The following is a 20,608-nucleotide window of genomic DNA, read 5'->3' as shown; positions in this document are numbered from 1 at the left end:
AATGATATGAAAAAAATATTGGCCATCGTGTTGTTTTCCACTTTTGTTTGTGGGGCATGTTCACAAAATACCAATTGTCCAGCTTACGGGACTACCCGTGCTGACGCACCTAAAGTGAAGCGAGGTTAATCCTCCCAGTTAAAGCTTTTTGATACGGCTTTTTTCCATTGTTTTTTCATATGGGAACGTTGGCTGTCTTCCATTTGGGAATTCCAACGGTGTTGGATTGCCCAATTTTTCTTCAGATCTTCTAAGTTTTCCCAATAGCCTACCGCTAAACCTGCGGCATAGGCAGCGCCTAAAGCTGTGGTTTCAATAATTTTGGGACAAATGACTTCTTGTCCTAATATATCCGATTGGAATTGCATCAATAATTCGTTTACCACCATACCCCCGTCTACTCTCAAAGATGAAATAGAGATTCCTGCGTCTTTTTCCATGGCTTCTAATACTTCCCAGGTTTGAAAAGCAGTAGCTTCCAAGGCCGCACGAGCAATATGGCTTTTATTCACATAGCTGGTTAAACCCACTAATACGCCTCGGGCATCTTGTTTCCAGTATGGCGCATATAATCCAGAAAAAGCGGGAACAAAATAGCAACCTCCATTATCTTCTACCTCTTTAGCCAAATTTTCAATATCAGGGCTGTTTTGAATCAGGCCTAAATTATCACGTAGCCATTGAACAAGGGAGCCTGCAATAGCAACGGAACCTTCTAGGGCATAATGTACAGGTTCATTGCCCAATTGATAAGCTACGGTGGTCAATAAACCAAATTGGGAAGGAATGGCTTGTTGGCCAGTATTCATTAAAAGAAAACAACCTGTTCCGTAGGTATTTTTGCCTTGTCCTGGATCAAAACAGGTTTGACCAACCAGGGCAGCTTGCTGGTCGCCCAATATTCCAGCCAAAGGTACACCCTCTAACACACCTTTGGAATTGGCATAAACTTGTGAGCTTGCCTTAATTTCGGGTAGCATGGCTTTAGGAATATTTAATACTTGTAAAATTTCATCATCCCACGCGCAAGTAGCTAAGTCCATTAATTGCGTTCTACTGGCATTTGTGACATCGGTGATATGAATTCCGCCTTCCGTTCCTCCTGTTAATTGCCATGAAATATAGGTATCCATGGTACCAAATAGGGCATCACCTTTCATGGCATCTTCTCTTAAATCTGGAACATGATTTAGTAGCCAACGCAATTTTAATCCACTAAAATAGGTGGCTAAAGGTAATCCCGTTTTAGCTCTGAAACGATCCATGCCACCATCCTTGGCTAGTTCGGCCAATTCAGATCCAACGCGGGTATCTTGCCAAACTAAGGCATTGTGGTAAGGTTTACCAGTATTTTTATTCCAAACAACGGTTGTTTCTCGTTGATTCGTAATTCCAACAGCAGCGATATCTCGAGCAGATAATCCAGCCTTACCTAAGGCAAGTCCAATGACTTCTTGTACATTTTGCCAAATTTCCTCCGCATTGTGTTCTACCCAACCAGCTTGAGGATAAATTTGCTCATGTTCTTTCTGCCCCATGGAGATAATTTCTCCACCTTTGTTGAATATAATGAATCTAGAACTAGTTGTTCCTTGATCAATGGATCCGATATACATACCTAATTATGAGTTTAATGTAAGTAAATAGGCACCAATTAAAGCACCTGCTGATGGGCCTAACACGGGAATCCAAGCATATTCCCAGTCACTTTTTCCTTTGTGAGGAATTGGTAAAATGAAATGCATGATGCGTGGGCCTAAATCTCGAGCGGGGTTAACCGCGTATCCTGTGGTTCCACCTAAAGCTAAGCCAACTGCCCAAACAAGTATTCCTACTAAGAAGGGCCCAAGACCATGTTCGATGGTAGAAAATGTACCTAAGGCAACAATGATAAACGCAGAAGCAAAGGCTTCTGAGATAAAATTGAAAGGCCAAGATTTTATTGCTGGATCGGTACAAAAGGAAGCTTTGATGGCTCCAGGATCTTCAGTTACTTGATAGTGAGGATGATAATGTATCCAGACCAATAATTGTCCTAGCATAGCACCTAGTAATTGGCCACCCACATAGGTGGTAAAAAGCGACCAATCTCCGGATTTGGCACAGCCAGCAATGGTAACAATAGGATTTAAATGAGCTCCTGGGCTACCAAAATAGGTAGAAATGAATATTCCAATGGTAACAGCAAATGCCCAAGCAGCCGCTATAGCCAGCAATCCAGTCTGATGCCCTTTGGTGCCTTTTAATAAAACATTGGCAACTACACCATTTCCTAAGTAAATCAAACTGGCTGTGCCAGCTAATTCTCCAATAAAAATTGAACTCATTGTTTAAGGTTTAAATACCATCAAAAATATGAAATTTATCTATAAAAATAGGCTTTTTTTTAGAGGGTAGATTTTATTTTTCGAATTTAATTTTGATTGAAATGGTCATTTATTGCAGGCTTAAATTTATCTTTGATTAAGGATTATAAATTTTTAAGTTTTATGCGTGAAGACTATTTGAAGGGAGATTCTGAGTCATTACCTCAGCAGGAAAAAGAAATAGATAAGGCTTTGCGCCCATTGAGTTTCTTTGATTTCACGGGTCAGGGAAAGATCGTTGAAAACTTAAAAATATTTGTGGGTGCTGCAAAGGCCAGAGAGGAGGCCTTGGATCATGTATTATTGCATGGCCCTCCGGGATTAGGCAAGACAACCTTATCACACATCATTGCCAATGAATTAGGTTCTACGTTAAAAATATCTTCAGGACCAGTACTGGATAAACCCTCTGATTTAGCGGGTTTATTGACCAATTTGCAGCCTTATGATGTATTATTTATAGATGAAATCCATCGCTTAAATCCAATTGTGGAAGAGTATTTATACTCAGCTATGGAGGATTATAAAATTGATATCATGTTGGATTCAGGTCCTAATGCCCGAAGCATACAGATTGGCTTGAATCCATTTACCTTGATTGGAGCTACTACTCGAGCTGGATTATTAACTTCACCTTTACGAGCTAGATTTGGTATTAATGCTAGATTGGAATATTATGATGCCAAATTATTGACGACTATCGTAAAGCGTTCTGCGACCATTTTGAATATGCCCATCGATGAAACGGGTGCTTTTGAAATAGCGAGAAGAAGTAGAGGTACACCTAGAATTGCCAATAATTTATTGCGAAGAACCAGGGATTTTGCACAAATCAAAGGTACGGGAAGTATTGATGTGGAGATTGCCAAATTTGCTTTGGAGGCCTTGGATGTTGATATGAATGGCTTGGATGAAATGGATAATCGCATTTTACTAACGATTATAGAAAAGTTTAAGGGTGGACCTGTGGGTTTAACGACCATTGCTACGGCATGTGGAGAGGAAGCAGAAACCATTGAAGAAGTATATGAGCCGTTTTTAATTCAAGAAGGATTTCTGAAAAGGACGTCTAGAGGCAGAGAGGCTACAGAAAAAGCGTATCGGCATGTGGGTATTGAGCCAAGGTCTCAAACGGGTACACTGTTTTGATTTTTTATTTTTTAATTAACGCTGTCAAGGTTTTAAACCTTGACAGCGTTGGTAAAAGTCCTCATTTTCATTTTAAAAATCAATCAGTTTCTTGGTATTTTTCGGACAAAACCAATTCATTGATTTTGTCCGAATTTTATCAGTTTTTTAAACGGATCAGGGAAAAGAAAGAATTAGTTTTGCCTAACGCTGGCAAGGTTTAAAACCTTGACAGCGTTGTTGAAAAGAGGCACGTTTTTCTATTAGGCGGATTGAATATTAATCTATTTTAACTCGAATGACAGCTCCATCATTACCCTGAGTCACTTGAACAAAATATACTCCGGAAGCTGCTTTCTTTATTTCGACTTGCCCTAAATAACGGCCTTGAAAATCTTTAACCATTTCAGAAGCCACTTCTTTTCCATTCACATCTCTAACCGTAATCGCAACATTTCCTTTTTCCGGTGCATGAAAACGAATGTTTAAGGTTCCATTAAATGGATGATTTGGGTTAGCAAAAAGTCCTTTGATCGTGCTGGATGCTTGTCCTCCTGCAAAATTTCGCCCACCCATTGGGAATCCCTCACCTTGAAGTCTTCTTAATCCTTCAAATTCAGGGCCATTTTCATCAAAATCAAATTTGAAGTTCTTACCTCCTGGCAATTTCTCCACATGTACTTCCATATCCTCTGGCCCATGACGGAAAATACGAACCTGCTTATCATCCATCTGTTTTTTCAATTTCCGCATTCGTTTTTCAACACGAGCCATTTGTTTTCTATCTATATCTGGCATGGGATCCATCGCATCCATGGACATTCTATTTCCACCCCGCTTACGGATATCCATCGTGATGATTTTCGTTTTCCCATCGGATTTCCCCATTTCCTTATTCAAGGAGTCGTTCAAGTGTTTTATACCAGCTTCTGCTAAATCAGGATTAGCAAATGTCCGCTCAATAACTTTCTGTTTGCCATTTTCTTCTACAACAATCTTTATAGTAGATTCCGATTTTGGCGCATCTTGTGCCAAGGCCAAGGTTCCCATCGTTCCCAGTAGGGCCGATAAAATGAATGTTTTCATGAATTTTTAATTTTTGTGACGGCACAAACTTAGATAAAGCATTCAATACTTGACTGTTAAAGAATGTTAAGTGGCGTTTGAATAGAAAAATGGACCAATAATTCCTTTAATTTTGTTATTCCATGTTTTGAATAGATATGTCCCAAAAGAAAATACGACTCATAATTGGCTTAATGACATTAGCATTGATAGGCTTAATCTCCTTTCAATCTTATTGGCTTGGTTTTATGTTGGAAACCAAAAAAGAGCAATTAGCTGCCGATATCCGAAATGGAATGGAAAAAGTGGTCCGTAAGTTGGAAAAACAAGAGCTATATGTCCTTTCCCAAAAGCAAAGAGAATATGAAAGTCAGCAAAAGGAGATTGCTGCTTTGGAAAAGAAGCTAGCATCCAAATCGATTCCAGTTCCTCCACTTCCTCCTCAAATGAAAGACCCAGCTTTTGCCCAGCATGATCCCTTGGAGCTGCTCACTGAAGATTTTTCACACGAGTTCAAAATAAATCAAGCGGAGCTTCAAGCTTTAAAAAAATTCCAACAAAATGAGATGCCTAATGACATCTTGTATGTTAGAAAGTCGTTTATGTTACCCAATGGACAGATTGCTGAAGTAACTGAAGAATACCAAATCAACGCTGATTTGAAGGGGATCAATCGCCGTTTAAGGGAAGAAAAGCAATTGAATGACATGATGGGAGCTGTAAAACCACGCGTTTTGCAAGAGCTGAACCGAATTAAAGAAGCCAATCGCGCGAGAGCAAGAGAAGCTAAGCGATTCAATGATTTGAACCGAATGCGGCCTAAATTTTTAGCACAATTGCATCAAGAAGACCAACAAAAAACTAAGAAAATCAATGCCCTCACCATCAATGCTCAAAAGTTAAAAGAAGAAAAGGCCCAGCTTCAAAAAGTGTTAAAAAAGACAGAAATGGCCAAGGAGGTTTTTGCGGATTTCTTATTTAAAGAAAGACCCATTACGCAACGAGTTTCCACCAAACATATTGATAGTTTAATCAGGCAAGAATTGGCAGAAAAGGGAATTACAATGCCCTATGTATTTGGAATTGGTCCCAAAGAGTCTGCCGAAAATAAAAACTGGATATATACTTCAGCGGGCTTAATGAAAACACCAAGGGCGCAGTCGGCTTCGTTTATTACGCCTTTATTTCCAAATGATTTACGGCCTAGTGGCCAGTACCTGCAAATTTATTTTCCCAATCAAGAAGCATTAGTTTGGGAAGCGATGAGCTTTAGTTTTTTAGGTTCTGCTTTATTATTATTGATTATGATAGGGTGCTTTTATATCGCTGTTACCACGATTTTAAAACAAAAGAAATTGGCTGAAGTGAAAAATGATTTCATCAATAACATGACCCATGAGTTTAAAACGCCGATTTCTACCATTTCTTTGGCAGCACAATTAATCCAAGAAGAGTCTAATGGTATCAAAAATGATTCGATCAACCGATATTTAGGGATTATCAAAGAAGAAAATATTCGATTAGGCCGACAAGTGGAACGGGTATTGCAAACGGCGCAGATGGAAAAGGAAAACATCGTGTTGAAAAAGAAGGAGGTTAATCTGAACTCCTTAATTCAACAAGTGGCAGAGATGAATGGCCCTTTAATTCAGTCGCAAGGAGGACATTTGAATTTGTTGCTGGATGCTCCCAATGCTCAAATTGAAGTAGATGAAGTGCATATTTCCAATGTTCTTTTCAATCTACTCGATAATGCCATAAAATATAGTAATGAGAAACCTGAAATTACCATTAGTACGAATGCTAGTCCCACATCTCTCAATATTCGTATTTCAGATCAAGGCATTGGAATGGCCAAGGAGGTACTTGGTTCTGTGTTTGAGCCATTTTATCGGGTTCCAACAGGAAACGTACATAATGTAAAAGGTTTTGGCTTAGGATTGAGCTATGTGAAAAAAATTGTGGAAGCGCATGGTGGTACCGTTCAAGTTTCTAGTCTACCACAAATTGGAAGTACGTTTGAGATTAATTTACCTTTTCACCCAACCGTTTAATATCAACAAAAATGGAAAATAGTCACCCATCTATTTTATTGGCCGAAGATGATCCAAATTTAGGTTTATTATTGTCTGAATTTTTAAAAAAGAAGGGGTACGATGTGCAGTGGGCACAAAATGGAGATGAAGCCTTGGATCTGTTTGTTAAGGAACCATTTGATATTTGTCTACTGGATGTCATGATGCCCAAGAAGGATGGTTTTTCTTTAGCTAAAGATATCAGGGCGACACACCTGGAAGTGCCCATTATTTTTCTAACGGCCAAATCCATGGAAGAGGATACATTACAAGGATTTAAAGTAGGCGCTGATGATTATTTGACCAAACCATTTTCCATGGATGTCTTGGTAGCACGTATTGAAGCTGTTTTACGTAGAACACATTCTGGGAAGTCGGTGCCTAGTTTAGCAGATGAAGTTGCTTTGGGAGATTTTGTTTATGTACCTCAAAAAATGAAATTGATTTTGGGCCAAACAGAACAAAAATTCACGCCGAAAGAAAATGACTTGATGAAGCTTCTTTGTGAAAATTTGGGAAGACCAGTGAGTCGAAGCTATGCGCTGAAATTAATTTGGGGAGACGATACGTATTTTAATGCAAGAAGCATGGATGTATACATGACCAAACTGCGAAAAATGCTGAAAGAAGACCCCCGCGTGCAGCTGATGAATCTGCACGGCGAAGGTTTTCGACTAAGCGTAGAAGGGCTTAGTTAATGTATTCAAAGCCACAATATGGCACAAGCACTGGAGGAATCTTAATTCCATCAGGTCCTTGATTATTTTCTAATATTGCTGCCACGATGCGTGGAAGAGCTAAGGCTGATCCATTTAAGGTATGGCAAAGGATGGATTTTCCGTCTACTTTGGTACGTAATTTCAAGCGATTTGCCTGAAATGTTTCAAAATTTGAGACAGAACTCACTTCCAACCAGCGGCCTTGTGCAGCCGACCAAACTTCCATATCATAAGTTAAAGCCGAAGCAAAACCCATATCACCACCACAAAGTCGTAATACGCGGTATGGTAATTCCATTTTTTGTAAAAGACCTTGAACGTGTTGCGACATTTCCTCCAAAGCCTGATAAGATGTTTCGGGTTTGTGAATCTGTACAATTTCAATCTTATCAAATTGGTGTAAGCGATTTAAACCACGTACGTGGGCACCCCAAGAACCTGCTTCACGACGAAAGCAAGGAGTATGACCTACGTTTTTTATCGGTAATTCTTTTTCGTTGACAATCACATCCCGGTATAAATTGGTAATAGGTACCTCCGCCGTAGGAATTAAATAGAGCCCTTCCTCTTTGGTCACATACATTTGCCCCTCTTTATCAGGCAATTGACCTGTACCAAATCCCGAATCTTCATTGATTAAGATAGGAGGTTGAATCTCGTAGTAACCGACCTTAATGGCTTCGTCTAAGAAGAAATTAATTAATGCCCGCTGCAAACGAGCACCTTTACCTTTATATACAGGAAAACCCGCTCCTGTGATTTTGTTTCCTAAATCAAAGTCGATGATGTCATATTTTTTGATCAAATCCCAATGAGGCTGAGCTGCATCGCCTAAATCAGGAATAGAGCCCCAGCTTAAAACCACTTCATTGTCTTCGGCCGTTTTTCCTTCTGGAACAGAGCTGTGAGGTAGATTAGGAAGGGTAACTAATAGTTCATAGACCTCTTGCTCTGCATTTTTTGCGGCATCTCCCAACTCTTTAATATTAGCTTTTAAGTCAGCTGTTTCTGCTTTTTTGGATTCAGCTAAATCAGCTTGACCATTTTTCATTAAGGCCCCAATCTCCTTGGCTGCGGCATTGGATTTCTCTAACGCTTGTTCTGCTTGCTGCAATAATGTTTTACGCTTGTCGTCTAAGGAAATCAATTGCTCGACAACCTTTTCTGCTTCAAAAAAACGTTTTTTCTGTAAACCTTGAATGGTTACTTCGGTATTAGCACGGATAAAAGCAAGCGTTAGCATAGGATCAATTTTAGAAGAATAAACCTTCGTTTAAGGCATTTAATGACTCATTTTTATGTTTGGCATCGACCAATAAGGAGATATTATGCTCTGAAGCACCATAAGAAATCATGCGAATCGGAATGTTTTTCATAGCGTTCAATACTTTGATGGCAATACCTTCTTTATCTGCCCAGAAATTTCCAACAATACAAATAATCACTTGGTCATTATCTGGATCTTCCAATTCAGCAAATTCTCTTAACTCGCTCATGATGGAATCTAAGTGCGTGGTTTGGTCTATGGTAACCGAAACAGAAACCTCCGAAGTAGTAATCATATCCACTGGAGTTTTGTATTTTTCAAATACCTCAAATACACGTTTTAAGAAACCATAGGCATTTAACATACGAGTAGAATGTATGTATATGGCCGTAATATTATCTTTGGCAGCAATGGCCTTAATTTCAATGTCGGTTGATTTCTCGGAGATCAAAGTACCATAAGCACTTGGTTCCATGGTATTTTTCAAACGCACTGGAACCCCTTTTAATTTGGCAGGAGTAATGGTACTAGGATGTAAGATTTTAGCTCCGAAATAAGCTAATTCTGCTGCTTCAGCGAAGGATAATTCACGAATAGGGAAGGTGTTCTTCACAATACGGGGGTCATTATTATGCATCCCATCAATGTCAGTCCAAATTTGAACTTCTTCCGCAGAAATCGCTCCCCCAATTAAAGAAGCCGTATAATCGGAGCCTCCTCTTTTTAAATTATCCACTTCTCCCTGCGGATTACGGCAAATAAATCCTTGGGTAATGTAAATTTGTTTACCCGGTTCTTTCGCCAAAATAGCTCCTAAATTCTCTTCGATTTTCTTTAAAATGGGCTCATTATCTTCATCAATCACCATAAAGTCCAAAGCTGGAAGTAATAATGAATTAACTCCTTCTTCTTGAAGATAAGCTTCAAAAATTTGTGTTGATAACAATTCTCCCAAGGCAACCATTTCTTTTTCTTGCTTGGTTCCATATGGACTGCTTGCAATTAATCCATCAATGAAAGCAAATTCTTTGTCGACAATGGATTTACCTTTTGCTAAACCTTGTTCTGTCTGGTATAATTCCGTCAAAAATAGATCATAGTGACTGCGCAATGCTTGAGCTTTAGTTTGAGCTTCAGCAATTTGACCAGCTAATAGTGATTCTGAAATTGATAATAAGGAATTGGTACTTCCTGAAAGAGCTGATAATACCACGATTTTAGCTTTTCCGTCTTCGGTAATCAATTGACGGATCGACTTCATTCTTTCTGGTTTTCCAACGGAGGTCCCTCCAAATTTCCAAACTTGCATATGGGTTATATTATGAGTTTATATAGCTAGCATTTTAATAGCTGTTATGGCCGCTTCATCGCCTTTGTTTCCATGTTTTCCTCCCGCACGATCCATGGCTTGTTCTTGGCTATTTGGTGTTAAAACCCCAAAGATGACAGGTTTATCGTATTTCAAACTGACATCCGTGATTCCTTTTGCCACGGCGTCACAGATAAAATCAAAATGACGCGTTTCTCCTTGAATGACACAGCCTAAACAAATGACCGCATCAATCTCGGATTTTTGAGCCAATTTTTGAGCACCTAGGCTTAATTCAAAACTCCCTGGAACTTGTACTCGATGAATGAATTCAGCTTGAGCACCATGGGCCAATAAGGTGTCAACACAGCCTTGAAACAAAGCTTCTGTCACTTCTGTGTTCCACTCAGAAACAACTACCGCAAAATGTTTATCTTGAATATTCGGCAGACTTTCAGTTGAAAAATCACTTAAATTTTTATGTTGAGATGACATCTTGAATGGATTAAAACAATAAGGGATAAAAGCTGCTGCTCTTATCCCTTTCTGATATAAAAATTTATCTAATTATTCAGAGATAGAGCTTTCTAGTTGAGCTTTATATTTCTTAGCAGGTACAGCTTCTGCCGACTCTGGAAATTTTTCCGTGATGTCCGTGTAAGCAGCTAAGGCTTCTTTTCCTTGTTTATTCGCTTCATATGCCGTAGCCAATTTTAACAGGTAAGTAGGAGTAAAGAATTTGTTTGGCTTATAATCAGCGGCTTTTTTGTAATAATCAATAGCTTCGCCATATGATTTCTTTTCTACGTAAGCATCTCCAATTAAGGAATAAGCTCTTGCTTGCACTAATAAATCACCACTGCTGAAGTTCTTCAATTTTTCAATGGATTGATCAAATTTACCTTGCTTCAATAAGGCGATACCTTGATATAAATCAGCTAAATTTTGCGTATTTCCACCGAATTCGTCAGAAATCTTATTTAATTCCTTGGTAGCTTTTGATAAGGAATCAGATTCAAAAGCATAAACAGCTTTGAATAATTTCTTCTCACCTTCCTCATCTTGAGTCTGGGTGTACCACTTATAACCTAAGGTTCCTACTACTAAGGCCACGATGATGGCGCCTAATCCTAATATGGAAGTTTTATTTTGCTCAAAAAATCCAGTGACCTTGGTTAACTCTTGTTGTAGCGCCTCTGGGCTTTCAATAATTTCAATCGTTTCTTTAGTTTCTTTCTTTGCCATATTACGTCCTTATTTCAGGAGTCTAATTGTATTATCCTTTCATTACATGGGTACAGACCCATCAAAGGTTTGCAAAATTATAAAATCTCTTTCATTTATATCAATATTAATGGAATCTTTTCGGTTTTATTTTCCTGATTCTTTAGTAAATTCGTCGGATTACGGATTTTTCAAGCTTAAATTTAGTACATGGCATTTTCCCGGATTGATCAATTTCAAAAAATTAAAGCAAATGAATCTGAATATGATATTTGTATCATAGGGGGTGGGGCAACAGGTGCTGGTGTGGCACTGGATGCAGTATTGCGTGGTTATAAAGTTTTATTGATTGAAAAAGGGGATTTTGCTGGACAAACCTCCTCCAAATCCACTAAATTGGTTCATGGTGGAGTTCGTTACTTAGAACAAGCCGTCAGGAATGTTGATTGGCAGCAATTTAAAATGGTGTATAAGGCTTTACATGAACGTAAAGTGATGTTGCAAAATGCGCCACATTTAGCTCACCCTTTGGCATTATTGACTCCCTGTTATTCTTGGTGGGATCGAATTTATTATGGCATAGGTATGTGGTTGTATGATCGAATCTCGGGGGTAACAAATTTGAAAAACAGTCAAGGATTAGGCAATCAACGCATGGAACAATTAGTGCCTAATCTGAAAGTGAAAGGAATGTCTGGCGGGATTTTATATTACGATGGCCAGCTTAATGACGCGCGCTATGCCTTGGCAATTTTGCAATCGGCCGAAAAGGAAGGGGCCGCCATCTTAAATTACTGTGAATTAAGTCACTTTGGTTTAAGTCCAAAAAGCTTAAAAATCAAAAAGATTCATTTTAAGGATTTAATAGACGGAGAGGAACATGAAGTAAGTTGTAAAGTGGTAGTAAATGCCACAGGGCCTTTTACCGATCATATCCGACAATTGGCCAACTTGAAGTTGAAACCCAGAATGAAAGTTTCAAGAGGTGCTCATATCGTATTGCCTAAATCCTTTTGGTCGGGGGATACGGCTTTATTAATTCCAAAAACAGATGATGGTCGGGTGGTATTCATTATCCCATGGAGAGATTATGTGCTCGTTGGAACAACGGATGAACCCGATGAATTGATGGAAGATCCCAAGATTAGAGCGGAAGAAGAGGCCTATTTATTGGATTATTTTAATCGTTTTGCCTTAAATATGGCTAGTCAAGAAGATGTTTGTTCTGGATTCGTAGGTCAAAGACCTTTATTGCAAGTAGGCCTTTCGGATGCGATGCAATCAGACACCAAGTCTTTGGTACGTGATCATGAAGTAGAAGTAGACCAACGAAGTAAGTTGGTAAGCATTATGGGAGGTAAATGGACGACCTATCGTGTTATGGCAGAAGATACGATGAATGTGGTGGAAGAAGAAGTTTTACATCGACATAAACAAAACTGTCATACCAAAGACTATGTGCTTTTTGGAGGTGAGAAGATCGATGAGATTTTTTGGCAACAAAGAATTAAATCGCTCAATATTAGTGATTTAAGTGCCCGTCATTTGCGGGAAATATATGGATTCACTGCCTTGAAAGTATTGGAGTATTGTGAAAGAGAAAAGGGTGGTTTGGAGTTAATCCACGCATCTTTACCTTATTTACAAGGAGAATTGAATTATTTGAAAAATTATGAAATGGCGGAATGTTGGGAAGATATTTTATACCGCCGTTGGGGGATTAGTTTGAGAGATCAAGTGAAGGGGAAATTGATTAAGGACATAAAAAAAGAGGCTTTCGCCTCCTTTCATTAATATTCGTCCTCATTGAAGAAGAAGTCGTCTTTGGTTGGGTAATCAGGCCAAATCTCTTCGATGCTCTCAAAAGGTTGACCATCATCCTCTAATTCTTGCAAGTTCTCTACCACTTCTAAGGGAGATCCTGTACGAATTGCGTAGTCAATTAATTCATCTTTTGAAGCAGGCCATGGTGCATCTTCTAAATAGGAGGCAAGTTCTAGTGTCCAGTACATATGTTTAATTTTAATTCTTAAAGATTCAAATTTTTGTCCTTTTCTCTTTTAGATTCTTAAGAATCAAAGATTTATCGGACTGCAAAAGTAAAATAAAAAAATATTTATGAAAGATTTATTTTTTAAATTTTGAATAAATAAAAATAAACTGGTTTTAACGCTTATAGAGCCCTATTTTTTATGTCAGAATCCCGTACGATCTCGGTAGAAGTTTGTAGTTATTCCCTTTTTTCTTGTTTAGCCGCCGATCAGGCAGGAGCTGATCGTGTAGAATTATGTGCTTCACCATGGGAAGGAGGAACAAGTCCCTCCGCTGGTCTAGTTTTAGAAGCCTTAACTCAAACATCTTTGGGAATTCATGTGATGGTGAGAGCGCGTGGTGGCGATTTCTGTTATGATTCTTATGAAAAAAAAACCATGTTAGCCGAGATAGACCAATATCTTACTTTGGGAGTGCATGGTTTGGTTATTGGGGCACTAAATCCCCATGGCGACATCGATCTGAATTTTTTAAAGGAAGTCAAATATATTGTTGGTGAATCTGCCGAGCTAACTTGTCATCGGGCCATTGATGTCTCTAGGGAACCTTTGGAAGTGATGGAGGCATTAATTGATCTAGGATTTAATCGAATTTTGACCTCAGGTCAAAAAAACAAAGCCATGGATGGAATTGAAGCAATAGCTACTTTGGTAGAAGCCGCTCAAGGTCGAATTCAAATCATGGCAGGCAGTGGAGTAAATCCTCAAAATTGCTTACAACTAGTAGATGCCGGTGTAGATGCCGTTCATCTTAGTGCAAGAACCACACGAGAGTCGGACATGAAATACCGCAGGCCAGGTATTTCCATGGGTGGAGTAGCCGAAATCTCAGAATTTGAGGTAGCTTATGCCAGTCAAGAAATTATTCGTGAAATAGTTTTTAAAATCAAAAACTGTTAATTCTCGTACAATGGAGTTTCAATCCACTCTTCTTGAGGAATTCGACTTAAATCATACAAGGGGATTTGATTTCTTTGATAGGTAGGAATGGCGAAGTCGCTTTCATCGGGTCCCCCTTTTTTGTAATGGTCTACCATTTTCTGGAAACGAACTTCTTCACTTTCTGTGGAGGCAGAGTTCGTAGCTCCGAACTCATCAAATTCAACAGTAGCACCCGAGATTAATGAGGCAGGCTTATTGGCTGTTCCATAATGTCTAGTATCGCTGAATAAGAAATCATCCAAAGCATTTTGCTCATGTTCAAATCCAGCCGCTATCACAGTTAGGTATAAATCCTCTCCCAATTCATCATCGGTAGAGAAACCAAATTTCACCATATCTGCTTGGTCATTAATACGCCCATTCAAGTATTCAATGATGATATTTTGTTCGCTCATGACCAAAGCATGTTCCGAACTTGTGGAAACTGTAACTAAGATGCGTTTGGCACCTTTGATTTCCTGAGAATTTAATAATGGAGATTCTAAAGCTTCCGCAATGGCTTGAAATGCACGGTCTTCGCCTTTTCCCAATGCGGAACTCATCATGGCTTGCCCTGCATTTTTCAATACCTTCTTAACGTCCATAAAGTCCGTATTGATATCTCCAGGTTTGGCAATAACGTCTACCACACTTTTTACAGCTTTAGCCAGAACATCATCTGCTTTCGCAAAAGCATCTTTGACAGCCAGTTTCTCATAAATTTGAGCTAGCTTATCATTCATGACAACTAGGACAGTGTCACAATAGGTTTTTAATTCTTGGATTCCTGTTAAGGCATACTGGATTTTTTCCCGACCTTCCCAAGCATAAGGGGCAGTCACCACAGCCACCGTTAATAAACCTCTTTTTCTAGCAATTTCAGCTACAACTGGGGCAGCTCCTGTTCCTGTACCTCCTCCCATACCTGCGGTAATGAAAAGCATTTCAGTACCACTAGTTAATACGGCATTAATCTTATCAATACTGTCTAATGCAGCTAATTTCCCTACCTCAGGATCAGTTCCAGCACCAAGCCCTTGTTCTCCTAATTTGATTTTCGTCTTAACAGGATTCGATGCCAAGGCTTGCGAATCTGTGTTGCAAATAATCAAATCCGCTCCTTTGATCTTCATGTTATCCATGTGGCGAACCGCATTAGAGCCTCCACCACCAATACCAATAACTTTGATGATGGATTTGAAAGAAGATTCAGGAACAATTTCCATTTTATGATCGAAAAAGGAAGGGTTCTGGTTATTCATGATGTAAATATGCTTTTAGGGAATAATCTAATAAATGAAATCGAATGTATGCTGTTTAATCTTTACCCCAGCGCCATTCATTACCTAGCTCTAAATCTCTTCTCAAATTTTGTTTGATGAAGAAATCACGAGTGGAGTAAAAATCTAGTTTTTTGGCTGGAATGGAGTTGGCATTGGCTACTCCGTACAACAACATAGCTGTGTATTTTACGGTACTTTCTAATTCTTTTTTGTTGACCAGATCAAAAGAGTCACAATTGGCATGATAGCAATCTAACACCCGTTTCTCTAATCGGCCCATAGGAGCACTCGCTGGAATTCCTTCCAATAAAAACGACTGATGATCAGAGTGTAAGCCAGCACTGTTGCTTATTTCATTTCCAAAAGCAGGATCAATCGATTTGATTTTATTGCCAATTTCTTTTAACAAAGCGACTAACTCGTCTCTTCCTCCTGCATTGAAACCAAAAACATTGTTTGTCATGTCTAAATTAATCATGTACACGATTTCATCAATTTCACCCGTTTTTTTGGCTCTTTCGATGTAGGCTTTAGAACCAAGCAATCCTTCTTCTTCACCCATGAAAGCGACAAATTCAATCGTTCTTTTGTTTTTTAGGCCCAATGCCTTGAATGTTCTGGCGATATCAATGACCGAAAACGAACCAATGCCATTGTCGATGGCACCCGTGGATAAATCCCAAGAATCTAAGTGACCACCAATGATGATTTTCTCCTTGCGGTATTTTTTATTGTCGCCTTTCAAGGTAGCCACTACATTGCGTGCTTTAATTGGTTTGCTCACATTGTGCATTTCGATTAAACTCAATAGTCCGGGTTGCTCTAGCATCCATTTGCGGATTTCAACACCACTTTCCCAACTGATACATACGGCAGGGATGGATATTAAATTTCCAGTAACCGAGGCGGTACCAGTTAATAAAATTTGTCCTTTGACTGTATTCACAAAAATCACCCCAATGGCTCCGTATTGAATGGCTAAAGCGGTCTTCTCCGATCGGTGAAGGTTCTTTTGTCCTGGTTTGGGATCTACCAAACCTATGTTCATCACTGCTACCTTACCCTTGATTTGTTCTTTTTTTGATTCAAAATCGACATCAAGGCCATTTCCCATATCCACCATGGCTCCTGTAATATTCGCTTCTACAGGTGTCATCGCTAAAGAAACTACCGGTACTTCTCTGAAATCATCGGATTTAGGAGGGGCTATGGAAAGTGTTACAGTATCTCTTGCCCAAGCTTCCACTTGGAAACCTTGAAATTTAGTATCCCGAAAACCGTATTTTTTGAAGAGATTAAACGCAAATTCTTCCGCTTTTTTCCCTTTCTCGCTGCCAGTCAAGCGATGACCTAAAGTTTGGCAGGCAGTACCTAATGAAGTATAAGCCAATGAATTTTGATCAACCTCCTCTTTAATGCGCTTAAACACCGACTCTAAACTTTCCTCACCTCCAATAGAAGGAGTGAAACCAAAAGAAGCGATGATGAAAACAAAGATAAAGATGGATAATATACTTTTCTTCATGGATTAGTTTAAATAGGATGAAGGCTTACGATTCAGAAATTTACTTTTTTTTGAGCAAAATACCAATTCGTTTCCAGAGGATTTTATATAAATGGATATTTAAGGAAGTAAGCACTCCATACTACCCGACTTTTTCAAAAGTTTACACCAAAACTCCTTTTCTTTTTCTGGAATCGCCTTTCCACCGTAGTAATTTTTGACCCTTGCCACTGCTTGATCGACTAACTTTTTATCTAAATCAATTAATACCTCCAGGTAGATAAATCGAGCAGCAATTTGTTGAGGTTTTAGTCCAATCGCTTGTAAACCATTTTTTAAACTTTGTAGTCGCTCTGGACTATAGCTTCTCGCACGGCCACTATACAAACTTGTCATGATGGTATTTTCGGCGGTTTGCTTAACTTCGACACTATCAAATTTACTTTGGTAGTTTTTGATATGAGTAATAAAATGATGGAACAGGGCATTGTCATCATCCATCATGACTTTCTGAATCAGTAAAAAGCTAGTTTCGCCCTCGAATTCCTCTGGTTTAATCAATTTTACTAAGTCATTGACGAGAGTTATATTTTTTGCTGTATCCAAACTTAAACGTGTAAAATAGGCTGCAGAAATCATGTTTTCTTTATTTCTTTCACCTATTGTATAACGTTCTACTAGTTGGGCATGGTTTTGCAATGGGTTTTTAGCGGCATCCAACAATTTGATAATGCCATTCACCGAATTTGTCGATTCACCCACGGGCTCAATATTCCAAACTTTACCTTGAGGAGAAAAGACGATAAAAGAAGGGGTTGATGGAATGAAAATTTTGCGGGAACGTAAAAAAGCATTGTTTTCAGGTTTACTCAAATCCAACTGATAAGCATGGAAATTTTTGTCCAAATACGCCTTGATAGCAGGTGAACTTAAGGTTTTGTCGTAAGCGATACAATGCGAACATGAGGGCAAAAAGGCTTCAAAAAATACCGGTTTATTTTCTTTTGCTGCTTTTTTAAATATTTCTTCAATGGGAATAAATGGTCTAAAAGATTTATTTTGGTCAATTTTTTGTGCCGTTAAGGGTTGAATCAGGCACATAAATAGAAATAGCATCAAAGAAGATAGGCGCATAAAAAGGTATTTTTTTCAAAAATACATCATCCTGCCCAATTTTCTCTATCTAAATTTCGATAGGTAATAGCTTCTGCTATGTGTTCGGAGAATATATTCTCCGACTTTGCCAAATCGGCAATCGTACGAGCTACTTTACGAATTTTGTCATAAGCTCGGGCAGATAGTTGAAGTTTGTCCATCGCTACGGATAATAATTGTTGGGATGGCTCATCCAGATGGCAAAATTCATTAACCTGCTGGCTGGCCATCATGGCATTGGAGTGGATTTTGGGAAATGGGATGAATCGATTTTGTTGGATAATTCTGGCATCAATCACCCTTTTTCGTACGTGTTCACTTGATTCGGCAGCTCTTTCCTGACTCATTTCTTCAAAATGCACAGGCACAATTTCTATGTGCATATCAATTCGATCCAGTAAAGGTCCTGAAATACGATTTAAATAACGTTGAACTTGACCTGGGCCACAAACGCAGTCCTTATTGGGGTGGTTATAGTACCCGCATGGACAAGGATTCATGCTTGCGACCAACATAAAATTAGCAGGAAACTCCAGGGACCATTTGGCTCTCGAAATAAACACTTTGCGATCCTCTAACGGTTGCCGCATGACTTCTAACGCATTTCTATTGAATTCCGGAAGTTCGTCAAGAAATAAGACACCATGATGAGCTAATGATATTTCTCCCGGCTGAGGAAATGACCCGCCTCCCACCAAAGCCGCATTCGAAATCGTATGGTGCGGACATCTGAAAGGACGATGTGTCAACAAGGAATGCTTACCCATTAATTTACCCGCTACCGAATGAATTTTAGTTACTTCCAAAGCTTCAGTTAAAGAAAATGGAGGAAGAATGGTCGGTAATCTTTTCGCCAACATCGTTTTTCCTGCTCCTGGAGGTCCAATCATAATCAAATTATGCCCTCCAGCAGCAGCAATTTCAAAGGCCCTTTTGACGCTTTCTTGCCCCTGAACTTGGGAAAAGTCTACATCAAATTGGTCGTGAGTTTGGTTGAATAAAGCATGAACATTGACTTGAGTAGGCTCTAGGGTTATTTTCCCCCGAATAAATTGTATCGTTTCCCTCAGGTGGCTGAGTCCAAATACCTCAATGCCCTCAACCATAGCAGCTTCAATGGCATTTTCTTCTGGTAAGATAAGCTTAGAAATACCTCGACTTTTTGCCTCTAATGCGATGGGTAAGGCGCCTTTTATTGGTCGAATGGTACCATCTAGGGCCAGTTCGCCCATAATCACATAGTCCTCCAATCCTTTTAACTCGACCTGCTCAGATGCTTCTAAAATAGATAAAGCTATGGGTAAATCATAAGCAGATCCTTCTTTTCGAATGTCTGCTGGTGCTAGATTTATGATGACTTTTCTTCTCGGGAAAAAGAAGCCATTATTTTTTAAAGCGGATTCTACTCGTTGGATGGATTCTTTGATAGTGGAATCTGGAAGTCCTACTAAATAACATTTACTTCCTTGTCCTACATGCGTTTCAATGGTGATGAGGTTGGCAGATACTCCGAACACGGCGCATCCATAGGTTTTGGCTAACATGGCTTTTTGTTAGGCAAATTAGGCAGAAAGCAGATATGACTTAATCAGTTAATTGGACATTGTCTGCATTTACCAAGAGCTTGATTTTTTTTCCGAAAACCAAAGGAAAATTTTGCGCAATATGCCCCGATGGAAATTCAAAGGCAATGGGATATTGGCTACCAGCAGTATGTTCTAATATTATTTGATTCACATTTTTACCCACACTCAAGCCTGCTTCTTTGCAGTCACTAAAACCACCAACAATCAGGCCCGCTAAATGATCCAATAATCCAGCTCTTTTTAGTTGTAAGACCATGCGGTCAATGTGGTATAAATTTTCACCCACATCTTCCAACAATAATATCTTTCCTTTGAAATCTGGAAGACTTTGACTGCCTATCAGGTGTACAATCAAGGATAAATTTCCTCCTACAATTTCCGCCTCGGCATGACCTATTCTATTCTCTGGTTCGGAAGGAATATCAATCTGTATTTTTCCTTCAAAAAGGAGATTTCGGAGACTTTCCAAAGCCTCATCTCCGCCTACTTGGCAGAAATTATGCGGCATAGGGCCATGTATGCTAGCTATTTCCAGTTGAGCTACGTGATTCAGAATGGCTGTTATATCGGAGAAACCGATGATCCACTTAGGATTTAGTAGGAACTTTTCAAAATTCAAACGGTCCAAAATTCGGCTGGAACCATATCCTCCTCGAATGGGGAAAATAGCTTTAATCTTAGGGTCATCCAGCGCTAATTGAAAATCACTTAATCGCTCTTCATCACTTCCTCCAAATCCAAAATAGTGTGATAAGGCATTGGGAGCGAGTCGAACTTTCAAACCCCAAGATTCCAATACTTCCACGCCTTGCTTCCATTGATCGCTCTTTGGATGGGAGGCTGGAGATACCAAAATCACTTCGTCGCCTGGATGTAATAGAGGAGGAGTTTTCATAATTGATAGAATGGTAGACAAATATGAATTATTTTTCCCTTTAACCCAAGGCTTAATTTT

The 20,608-nt window shown here is 39.1% G+C and carries 19 protein-coding genes; 6 read left to right on the top strand and 13 right to left on the bottom strand.

What is annotated here, in order from left to right:
• Positions 1-6 precede the first annotated feature (6 nt).
• Positions 7-129, top strand: coding sequence for a hypothetical protein (locus G9H65_RS13455; RefSeq protein WP_262887527.1), 123 nt, complete (start codon positions 7-9; stop codon positions 127-129).
• On the opposite strand, the gene glpK is transcribed toward G9H65_RS13455, so the two are convergent.
• Together glpK and G9H65_RS06575 are read right to left on the bottom strand one after the other, a co-directional pair.
• Positions 126-1,616, bottom strand: a complete 1,491-nt coding sequence (glpK, locus tag G9H65_RS06580; protein ID WP_166374552.1) for a glycerol kinase GlpK — start codon at positions 1,614-1,616, stop codon at positions 126-128. The genes G9H65_RS13455 and glpK overlap by 4 nt on opposite strands.
• 6 nt (positions 1,617-1,622) lie before the next feature.
• Positions 1,623-2,327, bottom strand: a complete 705-nt coding sequence (locus tag G9H65_RS06575) for an MIP/aquaporin family protein (protein ID WP_166374551.1) — start codon at positions 2,325-2,327, stop codon at positions 1,623-1,625.
• A 162-nt stretch (positions 2,328-2,489) separates the two neighbouring features.
• On the opposite strand from G9H65_RS06575, the gene ruvB reads away from it, so the two are divergent.
• The gene (ruvB, locus tag G9H65_RS06570) at positions 2,490-3,515 is read left to right on the top strand and encodes a Holliday junction branch migration DNA helicase RuvB (protein ID WP_166374550.1); all 1,026 of its coding nucleotides are present in this window, start codon (positions 2,490-2,492) and stop codon (positions 3,513-3,515) included.
• A 258-nt stretch (positions 3,516-3,773) separates the two neighbouring features.
• Here the strand turns inward: ruvB and G9H65_RS06565 are convergent, their stop codons facing one another.
• Entirely contained in the window at positions 3,774-4,580 is an 807-nt protein-coding gene (locus tag G9H65_RS06565; RefSeq protein WP_166374549.1) for a T9SS type A sorting domain-containing protein, read from the bottom strand.
• Positions 4,581-4,753: 173 nt separating this feature from the next.
• On the opposite strand from G9H65_RS06565, the gene G9H65_RS06560 reads away from it, so the two are divergent.
• Both G9H65_RS06560 and G9H65_RS06555 read left to right on the top strand, forming a co-directional pair.
• Positions 4,754-6,613, top strand: a complete 1,860-nt coding sequence (locus G9H65_RS06560; protein WP_166374548.1) for an ATP-binding protein — start codon at positions 4,754-4,756, stop codon at positions 6,611-6,613.
• 11 nt (positions 6,614-6,624) lie between these two features.
• Positions 6,625-7,332 (top strand): response regulator transcription factor, encoded by a 708-nt coding sequence (locus G9H65_RS06555; protein WP_166374547.1) that lies wholly within the window; start codon positions 6,625-6,627, stop codon positions 7,330-7,332.
• Here the strand turns inward: G9H65_RS06555 and serS are convergent.
• The 4 genes from serS to G9H65_RS06535 all read right to left on the bottom strand — a co-directional run bounded on the left by serS (position 7,325) and on the right by G9H65_RS06535 (position 11,174).
• On the bottom strand, positions 7,325-8,596 hold the full coding sequence (gene serS / locus G9H65_RS06550) for a serine--tRNA ligase (protein ID WP_166374546.1): 1,272 nt from the start codon (positions 8,594-8,596) through the stop codon (positions 7,325-7,327). The genes G9H65_RS06555 and serS overlap by 8 nt on opposite strands.
• Before the next feature lie 10 nt (positions 8,597-8,606).
• Entirely contained in the window at positions 8,607-9,929 is a 1,323-nt protein-coding gene (locus tag G9H65_RS06545) for an aspartate kinase (RefSeq protein ID WP_166374545.1), read from the bottom strand.
• A gap of 18 nt (positions 9,930-9,947) precedes the next feature.
• The gene (gene ribH / locus G9H65_RS06540; protein ID WP_166374544.1) at positions 9,948-10,424 is read right to left on the bottom strand and encodes a 6,7-dimethyl-8-ribityllumazine synthase; all 477 of its coding nucleotides are present in this window, start codon (positions 10,422-10,424) and stop codon (positions 9,948-9,950) included.
• Between the two features lie 72 nt (positions 10,425-10,496).
• Positions 10,497-11,174, bottom strand: coding sequence for a tetratricopeptide repeat protein (locus tag G9H65_RS06535; RefSeq protein ID WP_166374543.1), 678 nt, complete (start codon positions 11,172-11,174; stop codon positions 10,497-10,499).
• Between the two features lie 189 nt (positions 11,175-11,363).
• Here G9H65_RS06535 and G9H65_RS06530 point away from each other — a divergent pair, with 189 nt between their 5' ends.
• The gene (locus G9H65_RS06530) at positions 11,364-12,947 is read left to right on the top strand and encodes a glycerol-3-phosphate dehydrogenase/oxidase (RefSeq protein ID WP_166374542.1); all 1,584 of its coding nucleotides are present in this window, start codon (positions 11,364-11,366) and stop codon (positions 12,945-12,947) included.
• On the opposite strand, the gene G9H65_RS06525 is transcribed toward G9H65_RS06530, so the two are convergent.
• Positions 12,944-13,165, bottom strand: coding sequence for a DUF2795 domain-containing protein (locus tag G9H65_RS06525; RefSeq protein WP_109324052.1), 222 nt, complete (start codon positions 13,163-13,165; stop codon positions 12,944-12,946). The two genes, G9H65_RS06530 and G9H65_RS06525, sit on opposite strands and share 4 nt — an antisense overlap.
• 180 nt (positions 13,166-13,345) lie before the next feature.
• Here G9H65_RS06525 and G9H65_RS06520 point away from each other — a divergent pair, with 180 nt between their 5' ends.
• Positions 13,346-14,104: a copper homeostasis protein CutC gene (locus G9H65_RS06520; RefSeq protein WP_166374541.1), complete on the top strand. Its 759-nt coding sequence runs from the start codon at positions 13,346-13,348 to the stop codon at positions 14,102-14,104.
• Here the strand turns inward: G9H65_RS06520 and ftsZ are convergent.
• The 5 genes from ftsZ to G9H65_RS06495 form a co-directional block, all read right to left on the bottom strand.
• On the bottom strand, positions 14,101-15,387 hold the full coding sequence (ftsZ, locus tag G9H65_RS06515; RefSeq protein WP_166374540.1) for a cell division protein FtsZ: 1,287 nt from the start codon (positions 15,385-15,387) through the stop codon (positions 14,101-14,103). The two genes, G9H65_RS06520 and ftsZ, sit on opposite strands and share 4 nt — an antisense overlap.
• Before the next feature lie 55 nt (positions 15,388-15,442).
• The gene (locus G9H65_RS06510) at positions 15,443-16,933 is read right to left on the bottom strand and encodes a M20/M25/M40 family metallo-hydrolase (protein ID WP_166374539.1); all 1,491 of its coding nucleotides are present in this window, start codon (positions 16,931-16,933) and stop codon (positions 15,443-15,445) included.
• A 99-nt stretch (positions 16,934-17,032) separates the two neighbouring features.
• Complete coding sequence (locus G9H65_RS06505; protein WP_166374538.1) at positions 17,033-18,046, bottom strand: thioredoxin domain-containing protein; 1,014 nt, start codon at positions 18,044-18,046, stop codon at positions 17,033-17,035.
• A 26-nt stretch (positions 18,047-18,072) separates the two neighbouring features.
• Positions 18,073-19,611, bottom strand: coding sequence for a YifB family Mg chelatase-like AAA ATPase (locus tag G9H65_RS06500; RefSeq protein WP_166374537.1), 1,539 nt, complete (start codon positions 19,609-19,611; stop codon positions 18,073-18,075).
• A 40-nt stretch (positions 19,612-19,651) separates the two neighbouring features.
• Positions 19,652-20,548, bottom strand: a complete 897-nt coding sequence (locus G9H65_RS06495; protein ID WP_166374536.1) for a S66 peptidase family protein — start codon at positions 20,546-20,548, stop codon at positions 19,652-19,654.
• Positions 20,549-20,608 lie beyond the last annotated feature (60 nt).

It is taken from the genome of Aquirufa ecclesiirivi, assembly GCF_011250515.1.
Taxonomy (GTDB): domain Bacteria; phylum Bacteroidota; class Bacteroidia; order Cytophagales; family Spirosomataceae; genus Aquirufa; species Aquirufa ecclesiirivi.
The sequence above is the reverse complement of the archived record's forward strand: the minus strand, read 5'-3'. Positions and strand labels throughout refer to the sequence as shown.